Raw genomic sequence first — 12,643 nt, 5'->3', positions numbered from 1 at the left:
TGACGGGCTTGGCCGGTTTGTCGTCGGGCTTCGGCTTGACCGGCGTGACCGGGCTGACGGGGGTTCCCGGGGTCCCTGGATTGACCGGTGTCACCGGTACGGACGGGTTGAGCGGCGGGACGGGCGTGATGGGGTTGGTCGGGTTGACCGGCGTCCCCGGGGTCACCGGGTTCAGCGGGTCGTACGGGTTGGCCGGCACCGGCTCGAATGGCCTGGGGGTCACCGGGGTGACCGGTGTGCCGGGGTCGAGCGGGTTGTACGGGTTCGCCGGCACCGGTTCGAACGGCGTCGGCGCCGGGCCGACGGGCGTCGGCGTGCCCGGGGTCGGCACCACCAGCGTGGGTACCTCGGGGGTCGGCGGGGTCACCCGGTTCAGCAGATCCTGCAGCGCATTGTGCGGCGGTTTCCAATTCTTGGATTCCAGCACCTGTTCGGCGGCTTCGGCGATCAGGCTGGCATTGGCCTGTTGGGCCGAGCGGACCAGCGAATTGATCGCGTTCTGCCGCTCCTCGGGCTCCAGTTCGGTGTCGTTTTCCAGGATGGTGATTTCCCGGTGCGCGCCGTCGACGTTATTTCCGATTTCCGATTTCGCTTGCGCAATCAAATTGGCGATGTGCTCGTGCCAGGTGATGACGGTGGCCAGATAGTCCTGCAGCGTGCTCATTTCGGTGAGATTCGTGCCGAGTGCGCCATTGGCCGCACTCGCGGCGCCGCCGGACCAGACACCGCCGTGGAAGACCTCCACCTGCTGGTGGCGGGCGGCGTCGATGACGTCGGTGACCTTCTGCAGCATTCCGTTGAAGGCTTGGGCACGGTCGTAGAAGGCGTCCTCATCGGCCTCGGGCCAGCCGCCCTCCAGCATCTGACCGGCATATTCGCCGGTCGGTCGTGGAATGCCCATTGCCTTCTCTCCTCCAACGGCAGCGGGTCTCACAGCTGCCGGTCAAGTATCTGAATACCAAGCCTAACCGAGGTTAAAGCGTGCTGGCTGCGGCAATTTCGGCCTCGCAGTGTCAGTAAACGGCAGCGCGAATTGAGCAATTAGTCCGGCGCGAACGTGCGCGAAATGTCACTACCGGCGGCGTGTCGTTGTACCGACACGCACGTTCGACGAGCTTTTCAGCCGTGGTTGTTGCCGGCGGCCTTCGTCATAGCCTCCAGGGCCGCAGTGAGCTGCTCGCCGGCGGCCGAGTTGTACTGCATCGCCGCCTGCTGCGCGTTCTGCAGGGCCTCGTTGATCCGCGCACCCACGACCTCGGCGCCCAGCTCCTTGATCAGGCCCTCGTTGATGCGCACGCCGGTCAGCCACTGGTGCCCGTTGATGGTCACCTCGACGGTCTCGGCCTCGTCCTCGCCGCGGAAGTTGCCGTTGTTCATCTGGTTGAGCGTGCCTTCGAGGGCCTGCTGGAACCGCGCTGCCAAGGCCAGTGCCGCGGCGACATGCGGTTCCATGTCCATGTTCGTCACTTCGACTCCTTCATGTCCTGCCGGCGGCGCTGACCGATAACAGCCTCGGTCCACGCCCTGTCCTCGGTGTAGAGCGCCTCGTCATCCTGTTGTGCGCCTTTGGATTTCGATCCGCCGCCGCCCTGGCCATGGCCACCCATCGGCATGCCCATGCCGCCTCCGCCGGCACTGCCGCGACCAGCGGCAGCACCCTGACCGACGCCGCCGAGGTCACCCGCGCCGGCGGGTCGCACCGATTCGCCGGCTTCCATGCCGGCACCGGCCGCCGGCGCCAGCGGCATCGCGGGCATACCGCCGCCACCTCCGCCACCGCCGAGCGACATCGGTTTCATGCCAGGCTCTTTCCCCAGACTGGCGGCAGCCTCGCGAACGGAGGCCAGGTCGGCGCTCGCGCCGGACGGCATGCCTCCCCCGGCACCGCCGCCGGTGGGCGGAATCATCGGGGCCTGCATACCGGAGCCCGAGCCACCGCCGGCCATGGACGCCGCCTGCATCACCTGGGTCGGAATCAGGCCCGGTGTCTGCGCCGGAGGGGGCGGGTCGATCTTGATGGCGGCCGGCGGTTTGGGCGGGTTCACCGCTTCCAGTTGCGCCTTGGTGTTGTACTCGTTGAGCACCTCTTCGGACTTGGACTGGTACTCCGCGTAGAGCTTGATGGCCTGGTCTTTGTAGGCCGGATCCTTGGACAGCTCTTCGAGTTTCGTGATGTCGGCCAGCGTCGGATGCGAACGCCGGGCCCAGACCTGCAGCTGCGCGATGTACTGCCCCTGCTTGGCCAGCGATGTCGCGAGCTTGGCCATGTGGGTGATCCACTCGCGTTGCTGATCCAGGGATGCCTCGCACGCCGTGGCCGCCTCACCGGTCCAGTTCTCGAAGATGCGGAATCGCTTGGTGTCGCCCTGCAGAGCGAAGCTGAGCTGGTTCCAGCCGTCGGCGAAGGCGGCCAGCGACGCGCCCTGGTCGCCCGACTCGAGTTTCGTTGCCGCGGCTTTGAGATCGGTGAACCCGTCGTCTCCGGCGCCCGCCACCTGAGCGGTGTCCTGCAGACCGGCCGAGCTGTCGCCGCTTTCGGCACCGGCGGTTTCGCCGGCCACCTCGCCGCCGTCGCTGTTCAGCGCCTGCCCGCCCTCTTCGTCGACGTCGCCGTACGCCTTGGCGGCATTGCGCAGCGACGTGGCCAGGCGCGCCCGCTCCCGGTGTCCGGCGGTCAGAAAGTCACGCATGTTCTCGGCCGACAACGCGAGTTGCTGGGCGGCGTTCTTGGCGGCGGTGAGTCCGCACGGAGCCGCGGCCGCATCGTTGGGTGGGGTGGCCATCGGCGCCTCGACCTCGTCGGCCCGCGACAAAATCTCCTGCTGGTCCACCGTGACGGTCTGCGGCTGAGTCATATCGGATCTTCCTCCTTAATGCTCTAACCATTATCGTCGCTAAATTTCGGGGTCCCTGCACCAAAATTGGCGAGACCGGCTACTTCGGCAAGGCCAGTTGGTAACGGCTTTCCTCCGGTGGCGAGACGCGACGGATCGGCAACTTGTGGTGGCGCGGCGTGCTGACCATGTTGTGCCGCAGCACGACCTTCTCCACCCCAGCGTGCGGGCCGAGGTACGTCGTCGCGCTCGGCCATGTCACCTTGGCCACCTGACCGACCTGCGCGCCGATCAGCCGGGCGAACTCTTCGAAATGCGTGCCCATCGTGACGTGGGCGCCCGCGGCGGCCGCGCGCACCACGAACTGGGTGAAGGTCTGGGCGTCACCCAGGTTGAGGCTGGCGTCGACGTCGTCGAACGGCAGGTAGACCGGACAGCGGTTCACGGTCTCGCCGATCAGCACGCCGGCCGATCCGATCGGGATCTGGCAGTGCCGGTCGGCGATCAGGTTCTGTCCGGTCAGGGCGGGCCGCTGCCCGCCGTACAGGCGGGAGAAGCCCCGCGGGGTCTTCGGCTTACCGGCGGTGGTGAGTAGCACGGTGGCCTGCGGCGGCATCCCGGGCCTGATCCGCACCCGGGTGATGGTGCGGTCCGCGCGCGCCGACCACCACAGGTCCGGCCCGCCCGGTGCGGTGTACGCCGCGGTGTAGGAGTCGCGGCCTTTGATCACCGACCACTTCTCCCGCAGGAAGCTCTCGAAGCCGATGTCGATGGCGTGGTCGTAGTCGTCGAAGCTGCGCCCGCACACCGCGTCCACACCGTGGCTGGCCAGGTTGTCCGCAATGCGGGTGGCCGAGGCGACCAGGTAGCGGGCCAGCCCGGCGACGCCCTCGTCGCGCCGCTGCGCGGACTTGCGGGTCAGTTCGGGGTCGGCGCGCAGCATGATCCAGGTCCGGCGGTGCGCCGGTGCCGGGTCGGCGCCGATCACTTGCTGGTAGAGGTTCACCACGTCCGGGCTGGCGGATCTGCCGACCCGGAAGCCGGCCGAGACGATGTCGGCCTCCAGGTCGGGGCAGTGCACTTCGAGCAGATGTTCCAGCAGCCGGGTGTCCAGCACGTCGTCGGTGTGCGCCTTGCCCTCGACGATCACCGTAGGGGTGAACGGTCGCGGTTTGAGCTCGATGACGGCGATCAGGTGGCCGCGTCGCCAGCGCACCGCGACGTGATCACCGGGCTTCACGGTCGCGCCGACCACGGGTTCGGACGGGATGTCCGGCGGTTTGCGGCGGCGGCGCAGCCACGCGAAAACCGTTGCCACCCAGCCGGTCAGCCGCCGTCCGAAGAAGGTGACGAACGCGACGATGGCCCCCGCCGCCGCCAGCGCGATGCCGGCCCACCAGTACTGGGTCGGCAGGAACCACAGGATGGCCGCCGGCGCCAGCACCGCGAGCACCAGGGTGTGCCCGGTGCTGAATTTCAGCCGGATCGGGTTGGTCATCGACGGCGCCTCAACGCGCGCGCCGCCAGCGAGCCGAACCCGAGGGCCAGCAGCAGGCCGCCGATCGCGAGGGTGACCACCGTGATCGGCACCCGGTCGGGGGCGGGCGCCATCACCGGCGGCGGCATGCGGCGTACGTCGTACGGAATGGTGGCCCGCCCGGGTGCGATGTCCCACGTCAATGCGGCGAGCGCGTTGACGGCCCCCGAGCCCACCAGGTCGTCGACGCCGCCGCCGGGGTGTCGAGCGGTGGCCTCGATGCGCTGCACGACCTGGGGGGCCGTCAGTTCGGGAAACCGCTGGCGAACCAGGGCTGCCACCCCCGAGACGTAGGCCGCGGCGAACGACGTGCCGGCGATCGGCACCGGCCCTTCCTTGCCCTGCAGGGCGTTCACCGGGTCCCCGCGGTCACCGAGCGATTCGATGTTCTCCGCGGGCGCCGCCACATCCACCCACGGCCCGTGCATGGAGAAGCTACTGGGGACGCCTGTCTGGCCGATGCCGCCGACGGTGATCACCGCCCCGCCGTACCAGGCGGGCGTGACCACGGTCTGCACCTTGTTCCAGCCGCGGGGATCGCCGGGGTTTGCCGCGTCGGGAAGGGGGTTCTGCGCACAGTCACCACCGGTGTTGCCGGCCGCGGCGACAACCACCGCGTTCTTGACGTTGACGGCGTAGTCGATGGCGGCGCCCAGGCTCGCCTCGTCGATCGGTTTGGTCACCTTGTAGCAGGCGGCCTCGCTGATGTTGATGACGTTGGCGCCGAGGTTGGCGGCGTGCACCACCGCCCGGGCCAGGCTGCGGATCGAACCGGCGGCCGGTGTGGCGTTCGGATCGTTCGGGTTCGGTTGGGTGCCAACGGGTTCGAAGGCTTCGGAGGTCTGGCGCAGCGAGATCAGCCGGGCGTCGGGGGCGACGCCGACGTAGCCGTCGGTGGGGGCGGGGCGGCCCCCGATGATGGCCGCGGTGAGGGTGCCGTGGGCATCGCAGTCGGACAGGCCGTTGCCGGCCTGATCGACGAAATCGCCGCCGGGCTCGGCCGGAACGCGGGGGGAGGCGTTGACGCCGGTGTCGATGACCGCGACCGTCACGCCGGCGCCGGTGGCGAACTTGTGCGCCTCGGCGACGCCGATGTAGGAGTTGCTCCACGGCGGGTCATGGAAGGTCGAATCCGGCAGCACCGTCGGGCCCGAACATTGGACGCGTTGTTCGGTGGGTTGATCGGGACCGGTGACATCCGGCGGCAGGGCTCCGGGATCGATCGGCGGCGGAGTGATTGCGAGTGCCGGCGGCGCCGTGAACGGTGCCGTTGCGACGGCCAGCGCCACCGCCATCAGCAAGATCCGGTGCACCCCCGAATCACTCCGTCCATTGAGTTCGTGCGGTGTGTCAAACCTTGGCAGCAGTTTAGACGTAACGGGAGCGTAAACGGCGCTATTCGGGCCGGGTTGTTATACGGACGGGACGTAATGCTCCGTAGTACTGGGGGGCGCACAACGCGCCTCGAGTGGTCGGCCACGCAGCTATCTGGCGTTGTCCTCTGCATTTGATACCCGCGAGCAGCCAAAGCGTCCGTGCCACAACGGGTTCAAGGACAGCGGTGGACATGCCCGGCCTGCACGCGCAGTATCAAGGTGCCGACCGTGACTGAGGCTCGACGATTCTGCGGAGAGGTGCCCATGAGTAACAGGATCTTGGGGGCGGTAATGATCCTCGTCGTCGGGCTGGGGATGATGGTCTTCGGTGCCTTTTTCGCCTTCGAGACCGTCGTGAAATGCGACGACAAGGTCATGCAGAGCGGCGATATTTGCAATAAGCCGAAACGCGGTACGCGGACCTACGAAGAGCAGCGCAACCTCGACCACACGATGGGATGGGTGGTGCTCGGAGTCGGTTCCGTGGTGACCATCGCGGGTATCGGGCTGGGGATCAGGGCCGCCGTGAGCCGCCCGGCGGCGCCGGTTGCCATGCCTCCGAGCGGTCCGGTGAGTTACCCGCCGCCCGGCGCGTCACCGCAGTACCCGCCGCAGTATCCGCCGCCTCTCGGCGGCCAGCCGTACTACCCTCCGCCGCGCTATCCACCGCCGCGGTGATCGCTCCGGCCCACCTGCACACCGCCAATCGGGTTGTCCGTCAAAGCGTTAGCGAATTGAGGCAGATGCCAGACATCTCCTGTCTATTACCGGTCGCCGCTGCGCGATAATCGAAGGGCGCGCTGTCTGGTCGCCTGGCGCGCGGCGCCGTTACGGGGAGGAATCCATGGCCAAGCTTCTCGCTGCTGCCGTCATCTTCTTCGGGCTGTTCATGGTGTACGGCGGTATCACCTCACTGACCCGCGAGACGCCGCAATGCGGTTCGAGCACCATGCATTCCGCCGACACGTGCGTTGAACTCAACCGCTCGACCGGCCACAGCACCACCCGGTCTGTCGATGAGCAGCGTGGCGAGAACAATTCCACGGGCTGGGGGCTGCTCGGGTTCGGCATTGTGGTGACCGCCTTCGGCGTCCTGCTGGTAGTCGTCATCATCCGAATGAGGAGGGGGTGGGTGCCGCCGCAGCGGCAGTGAGGGTGCCTCTGACCGCCCCACGCAGGCGTTACACCTGCGGTTACTATTGTAAATACGGTACTTGCTACGATAGGGCCTGATTCCCCCGGTAGAGAGTACGAGGTTAGAAGATGGCCACACCCGTAATCGTTGGCGCCGTCCGGACGGCGATCGGCCGCTCCTTCAAGGGCACCCTCGTCAACACCCCGCCCGAGACGCTGATCACCGCGGTGCTGCCCGAGGTGGTGCGCCGCTCGGGGGTGGACCCGTCGGCCATCGACGACATCATCTTCGCCGAATCTCATTACGGCGGCGGTGATCTGGCGCGCTACGCCGCCACCGCCACGGGCCTGGAGCACGTGCCCGGGCAGTCGGTGAACCGGCACTGTGCGGGCAGCCTGACCGCCATCGGCAATGCCGCCGCGCAGATCGGGTCGGGGATGGAGCGGGTGTTGATCGCCGGGGGCGTGCAGTCGCTGTCGATGACGCCGCTGACCAACTGGCGCATTCCCGGTCCCGAGCTGAAGTTCGAGGAGCGGTGGATGCCGCCCACGCACGTGGAGACGCCGGACGCCCCCGCCAAGGACATGTCCATCACCGTCGGATGGAACACCGCGCAGTCGGTCGGAATCACCCGCGAGGAGATGGACGCCTGGGCCGCCCGCTCGCACCAGCGCGCCGTCGCGGCCCAGGACGCCGGCAAGTTCGCCGACGAGATCTTGCCGCTGAAGGTCACCCAGTTCGACGGGTCGGTCACCGAGTTCGCCGTCGACGAGCATCCCCGCCGCGACACCACGGTGGAAAAGCTGGCCGGGCTGAAGGTGCTGCACCCGGAGATCGAGGGCTTCTCCATCACGGCCGGCAACAGCAGCGGCACCAACGACGCCGCCGCCGCGGTGGCGTTGGTCGACGCCGACTATGCCGCCGCCGAAGGCTTGCACGTGATGGGCAAGGTGCGCGCCTGGGCCGCCGCCGGCGTGGCGCCGCGCGACTGCGGGCTCGGCGCGGTCAAGGTGATCGGCAAGGTGCTGCAGCGCGCCGGTCTCTCGGTCGACGACGTGGCGCTGTGGGAGATCAACGAGGCGTTCGCCTCGGTGCCGATCGCCGCGTGCCGGGAGTACGGCATCGACGAGGAGAAGGTGAACTTCTTCGGCAGCGGCTGCAGCCTCGGCCACCCGATCGCGGCCTCCGGCGCGCGGATGGTGACCACGCTGACCTACGAGCTGATGCGCCGCGGCGGCGGCATCGGGGTTGCGGCGATGTGCGCCGGCGGCGGCCAGGGCGGGGCGGTCGTCGTCGAGGTATAGCCCTACAGCTCGATCGGCACGTGCTTCTCCGCGCAGGCCTCACGCACGGCGGTGATCACATCCTGGGTGCGCAGGGTCTGCAGGTCTTCGACCGTGACCGACCCCTTGGCGCTGCGGTGTTGAGCAGCTACGCGTGAATCCCGCAGCCGCTCAGCACGTTCCACGACGTTGCGGGAGAACCGTCCGTTCTGCATGAGGTCGACCCCGTGCGTGCCGTCCGGCGCACAATAGGAACGCAGGGTCGCACACGCCGCGTTCAGCACCTCGGCGGCGCTCGGTTCGATCACGGTTGCTCTCGGATTGCCATAGCGCATCGCGATTTCCACCAGCTCGTCGGGCGTATACGACTCGAATCGCAGCTTGCGGTTGAACCGTCCGGCCAAACCGGGGTTCACCGTGAGGAATTCGTCGACTTCCTTCTCATACCCGGCGCCGATGAAGCAGAAGTCGAACCGGTGCACCTCCAGTGCCACCAGCAACTGGTTGACCGCCTCCATGCCGATCATGTCCGGCCGCCCATCCTGGTGTCGCTCCACCAGTGAGTAGAACTCGTCCATGAACAGCACCCGGCCCAGCGAACGGTCAATCAGCTCATTGGTTTTCGGGCCGGACGCGCCGATGTGCTCGCCGCAGAAGTCGGCCCGTTTCACTTCCACGATTTCGGGATGACGGACGATACCCAGGCCCGCGTAGATCTTGCCCAGCGCTTCGGCGGTCGTGGTCTTTCCGGTGCCCGGTGGGCCGACCAACAACATGTGATTGGTTTGGTTGGCCACCGGCAGTCCGGCAGCCAGCCGTAGCGCCCGAACCTCGATCTGGTCCTCCAGTTCGGCGACCGCACGCTTGACCTCGGCCAACCCGACCTGGTTGTCGAGCAGAGCGCGGCCCTCCTGCAACAGTTGGTTGCGCCGCTCCTCGTGTTCGGCATCGGTGCGCTGCTGCACAGACCGCTGGGTTTTCACATCCCATCTGTCCGTGCGGGTGCCGATGGTCTCCTCATCGGTGATCAGGAGCTGCAGGCCGGAGTCGGCCAGCGCCTGCTGGGCGGAGACCATCAGCGCACCGTTGATCGTTGCCCTGGACAGCCACTCGTGCGCCTGCGATTCCTCGCCGAGTTGGCGATGCGCCATCCCACGCACGTACGCCAGATCGGCTGCGATCAAGGGGTAGTCGCCGGAATCGATTGCGGTGATCGCGTTCTCGTTTCGGGTTCGGCGCGCTGCGGTGGCCGGCGTATGCACCTCGACCCGATCGGTCCAACTGATCGCGACACGCGCCTGCCCCAGGTGGGCCGCGGCATGCGCCGCCAGCGCGCACGTTGCCGCCGTGACCGCCGACATGATGATGGCCTGCGGCGGTAGAACCCTTGCCGCTACGGCGACGGCGTCCGGCCACCGTTGGGTCGCGAACATCAGGTAGGCGTCGATGTACTGCTGCCACTGGTGGTTTTCCCAGGTGTCCAACAGCGCGGGATCGCGCAGCAACATATCGGCTTCGGCATACCGGCCCGCATCGATCAGCGCGCTCGCCAACGCGAGCCCGGCATGCGATGCCTCGGTCACCGAAATCGACAGGTAGGGGCCCGCTTTGATGGGGGCCGCCAGGCGCAGTCCGAGCCGGTTGGTCTCCCGGTGCAGTCGGGTGCCGTATTTGTACAGTTGCTGGACGGTCGGCAACGATTCATCACCCGCGGCGATGCGGCCGAGCCAGGCATCCGCCATCGACGGATCGATCTCGGTTGCCTCACGGAATCGCGCCCCGGCCGCCGCGGGATCCCGGTCCAGCAAAGTCATGCCCTGGTCGAACCGCTTCCGCGCAGCGGCGGTCATGGTGGCGCCCGTCATGGTGAGTCCGCCGCGGTCAGCTCGCCGCTGCGAAGGCTTACAGGTTCGGTTGACACGTAACGATTCTCGGCACGGAACAGTTCGACGTCGACGGTGTACACCCTGCCCGCCGCCACCACCGAGACCGTGGCGGGACCGGTCTGGGTGACCACCACATTCGCCGAGCCGTGGTACGCGACGTCCGGCTTCCCAACGGACACGACCGTATTGGGGCGGGGCGCGGGAGTTACGGTACCGTCGACGACACTGATCGTGGTCCCGGCCATCGGCTTGGGCAGATCGGTGACGGCGATGTCCGGCATTCGAACGCTGGCCCACCGCTTGGTGTCTCGAGTGTGCACGGTGACCCGTTCGCCCGCTCCGGCCAGCCTTACCACGATGCGCTTGGCCAGCGCATCATCAGCGGCGATGTGTACCCGGCTGAACTCGCCGGGATCGTCGAAGGGCAGCATCATCCTGTTGCCGCCGTCCACCTTGCCCAGCAGGACTCCGGACGGCCCGATCGGGATGACAAGGGGATCGGTCAACCGGCTGCGCCGGATTCCGCGCAGCCGCGGCAACGGGCCGCACAGGTTGGCCGCCAGCGCCGCCGACTGCTCGCCCGGCAGCGTCTGCAACAGCATGGCCGGCGCGGCCGTCGGCGGTTGCGCACTGCGGACGGTGACCGTAGCGGTGATGCTTCCGTCGCCGAACAGCGTGATGTTCTGGGTGATTCCGTCGGCGCGGGTCGCCCAGGCCTGCGCCAGGTTCTCGGTGGTGATATCCGCCGGCCGGTACCAGTAGGTGGTCAGCCAGCCGCCTTCCCCCCGCACCGAACCCCAGCGACGATTCAACACATCCAGCGCCGACGCACCCAGCCGACGCTCCAGCTCGACGATGTCGGTGGCGGTTGCGACCTTGGCGCGGATTCCGCGCTGGCGCATCGCTGCGCTGATCCGTTGCGCCGCCGCCAGCGTTGCCGTGCCCACCGAGGCTCTCCGCCTCAGCGCCTCGGCGTTGGCGAGCGCCGCTATACGGACGACCACCCATGTTTCGCGTTGACCGGCGTAGGGCGGGGTCCCGATCAGCGTGTCGTACACGCGGGGATAGTCGCCGGTGGCTCGCCGCCGGGCGCCGGTGCTGACGACGCTGAGCGATGCCACCTGCAAGCCCAGGACCTGCCGTAGTAACGGCATCAAATCGCTTACGTCGAAGGCGTTCTCGGTGTGGGTCGAGGTCGAGCCGGTGAACAGGGTCGGCGTGTGCGCCCTACCCAGCAGCTGCACAACGGCAACCGAGATGCCGCCTTGAAAGCGCACTCCCCCGCCGGCCCGGTCGTTGGCCACGGTGTGCGGTTCGGTCAACCCGATCGGACGGCTGCGCCGCAGCCACAGGGTCAGCCACGACCAAGCCGTCTGGCCCCGCCACGGTATGACGGCAACGGCCAGGCCCATCACCAAACCCGTTGCGGCGCCGAGGTGACCGCCGGCCAACCATCCGACCATGGCGATCAGGTACGTGCCGACGATGACGGTCAGCCGAACGCCGTGCGTCATCGTCGCCGCCGCGCCCTCGAGATCAGGGCGGCTGCACCCACACCGGCCATGACGATTGCCGCGAACATCAACGCGACGTTGCGGGCGCGGTGATCCGGCGGGGGCGGCGGCGCCGCCGGCGTGATGATCCGGCTGTGCGCGGTGGGTGGGAGCCGGTCCCCCGGCGGGACATCGAAAGTCAACGCAGCCACCGGATCGACCACCCCGTAGCCGACCTGGTTGTCGACTCCGCGAGGCGGATTGTGTGCTGTCTGGACGATGCGATTGATGATCTGGTGGGCGGACAACCCCGGATACTTCGCCCGGACCAGAGCCGCGACGCCGCTGACGTAGGCGGCGGAGAAGCTGGTGCCCCAGATCGGCATGTTCTTCTCGCCGGGCCGGATCGGGGGGTAGGCGTTGACCGGCCCGCCGGTCTGCGGCGACAACCCCATGATGCCGACACCGGGCGCGGCCGCGGCCACCCAGGGACCGGCCAGGCTCTTGGAGATCACGGCGCCGGTGTTGTCGACCGCACCCACCGACAGCACGTAGTCAGCGAACCACGACGGCGACGAAACGGTCTTGACCTGATGCCAGTCCCGGGGGTCGGAGGTGTTCAGCGGATCGAAGGAAGGGTTCTGGGCGCAGCCGTCTTCACTGTCATTGCCGGCAGCAGCGACGATCACCGCGTCCTTGACGGTGGCCGCGTACCACACCGCGGCGCCGATGGCGGCCTGGTCCAACGGGTCAGCGGCCGGCACGCACGACGTCACGCTGATGTTGATGACTTTGGCGCCCATGTTGGCGGCGTGCACGATGCCGCTGGCCAGTGTTGCGATGGAACCCGCCTTCTTGCGGACCTCCATGTCACCCGGTCCGGGATTGACCGGCTCGTAGGCCCGCGACGACTGGCGGATGGAGATGATCACCGCGTGCGGTGCGACGCCCATGACGCCATCGGGTGACCCCGGCGGTGGGCCGGGCACCTCGGGGATGTCGGCGCTTCCGGCGCCGGGTTCCCCTGGCCCATTGGACGGTTCATCACCAGGCGGCGGCGGAGGTGCCGGTCTGGTTTCGGTGACGGTGACGGGGGTGG

At 68.0% G+C, this 12,643-nt stretch carries 10 protein-coding genes and 1 pseudogene; 3 read left to right on the top strand and 8 right to left on the bottom strand.

The annotated features are described in order from the left end of the window. The 5 genes and pseudogenes from AO501_RS38805 to mycP (AO501_RS05800) form a co-directional block, all read right to left on the bottom strand. Positions 1-901, bottom strand: a pseudogene (locus AO501_RS38805) (secretion protein EspK); the annotation flags it as partial. A gap of 218 nt (positions 902-1,119) precedes the next feature. Beyond that, a complete protein-coding gene (locus AO501_RS05815) occupies positions 1,120-1,458 on the bottom strand; it encodes a YbaB/EbfC family nucleoid-associated protein (protein WP_055576821.1) in 339 nt (112 codons plus the stop codon). Between the two features lie 5 nt (positions 1,459-1,463). Next, complete coding sequence (locus tag AO501_RS05810; RefSeq protein ID WP_055576820.1) at positions 1,464-2,855, bottom strand: PPE domain-containing protein; 1,392 nt, start codon at positions 2,853-2,855, stop codon at positions 1,464-1,466. Positions 2,856-2,934: 79 nt separating this feature from the next. Further along, on the bottom strand, positions 2,935-4,332 hold the full coding sequence (eccE, locus tag AO501_RS05805) for a type VII secretion protein EccE (protein WP_055576819.1): 1,398 nt from the start codon (positions 4,330-4,332) through the stop codon (positions 2,935-2,937). Further along, positions 4,329-5,684, bottom strand: a complete 1,356-nt coding sequence (mycP, locus tag AO501_RS05800; protein WP_055576818.1) for a type VII secretion-associated serine protease mycosin — start codon at positions 5,682-5,684, stop codon at positions 4,329-4,331. The genes eccE (AO501_RS05805) and mycP (AO501_RS05800) overlap by 4 nt, the downstream gene beginning before the upstream one ends. A 327-nt stretch (positions 5,685-6,011) precedes the next feature. On the opposite strand from mycP (AO501_RS05800), the gene AO501_RS05795 reads away from it, so the two are divergent. From AO501_RS05795 to AO501_RS05785, 3 genes are all read left to right on the top strand, one after another. Beyond that, complete coding sequence (locus AO501_RS05795; RefSeq protein WP_156452335.1) at positions 6,012-6,425, top strand: hypothetical protein; 414 nt, start codon at positions 6,012-6,014, stop codon at positions 6,423-6,425. Between the two features lie 166 nt (positions 6,426-6,591). Then, positions 6,592-6,900 (top strand): hypothetical protein, encoded by a 309-nt coding sequence (locus AO501_RS05790; protein WP_055576816.1) that lies wholly within the window; start codon positions 6,592-6,594, stop codon positions 6,898-6,900. 110 nt (positions 6,901-7,010) lie between these two features. After that, a complete protein-coding gene (locus tag AO501_RS05785) occupies positions 7,011-8,186 on the top strand; it encodes a thiolase family protein (protein ID WP_055576815.1) in 1,176 nt (391 codons plus the stop codon). 2 nt (positions 8,187-8,188) lie between these two features. Here AO501_RS05785 and eccA read toward each other — a convergent pair whose 3' ends face one another. From eccA to mycP (AO501_RS05770), 3 genes are all read right to left on the bottom strand, one after another. After that, positions 8,189-10,030 (bottom strand): type VII secretion AAA-ATPase EccA, encoded by a 1,842-nt coding sequence (eccA, locus tag AO501_RS05780; protein WP_055576814.1) that lies wholly within the window; start codon positions 10,028-10,030, stop codon positions 8,189-8,191. Then, positions 10,027-11,565, bottom strand: coding sequence for a type VII secretion protein EccE (gene eccE / locus AO501_RS05775; RefSeq protein WP_055576813.1), 1,539 nt, complete (start codon positions 11,563-11,565; stop codon positions 10,027-10,029). The genes eccA and eccE (AO501_RS05775) overlap by 4 nt, the downstream gene beginning before the upstream one ends. Continuing rightward, positions 11,562-12,643: type VII secretion-associated serine protease mycosin (mycP, locus tag AO501_RS05770; protein WP_055576812.1), on the bottom strand; the 1,082-nt coding region annotated here is incomplete at its 5' end. The genes mycP (AO501_RS05770) and eccE (AO501_RS05775), both read right to left, overlap by 4 nt.

The sequence above is a fragment of the Mycobacterium gordonae genome, assembly GCF_001417955.2.
Classification (GTDB): Bacteria; Actinomycetota; Actinomycetes; order Mycobacteriales; family Mycobacteriaceae; genus Mycobacterium; species Mycobacterium gordonae_B.
This window is presented reverse-complemented; position numbering and strand designations above follow the sequence as displayed.